The sequence below is a fragment of the Caulobacter sp. CCH9-E1 genome (assembly GCF_001556515.1).
In the GTDB taxonomy this organism is placed as follows: domain Bacteria; phylum Pseudomonadota; class Alphaproteobacteria; order Caulobacterales; family Caulobacteraceae; genus Caulobacter.
Genome location: NZ_LSJA01000007.1, coordinates 1 through 369, shown reverse-complemented (window position 1 = coordinate 369; position 369 = coordinate 1). Strand labels below are relative to the sequence as shown.

The 369-nt window shown below is 66.4% G+C and carries 1 pseudogene; it reads left to right on the top strand.

What is annotated here, in order from left to right:
* Window positions 1-2: 2 nt before the first annotated feature.
* Window positions 3-369 (top strand): annotated as a pseudogene (locus AX690_RS00490) (UDP-glucose/GDP-mannose dehydrogenase family protein); the annotation flags it as partial.

The following is a 369-nucleotide window of genomic DNA, read 5'->3' as shown; positions in this document are numbered from 1 at the left end:
CGATGATTGGCACGGGTTATGTGGGCCTGGTGTCTGGGGCGTGTTTCGCCGACTTTGGTCACGTGGTGACGTGCATCGACAAGGACCCGACCAAGATCGAGCGTCTGGAGCGGGGCGAGATCCCGATCTTCGAGCCGGGGCTGGATGACCTGGTCGCCCGTAACGTGCGCGAGGGGCGCCTGTTCTTCACCCTGGATGGCGCTCAAGCCATCAAGGAGGCCGACGCGGTGTTCATCGCCGTGGGCACGCCGACCCGCCGGGGCGATGGCCACGCCGACCTTAGCTACGTCTACGCCGCGGCCGAGGAGATCGCTGGCCTGATCGACGGCTTCACGGTGGTGGTGACCAAGTCGACCGTGCCGGTGGGCA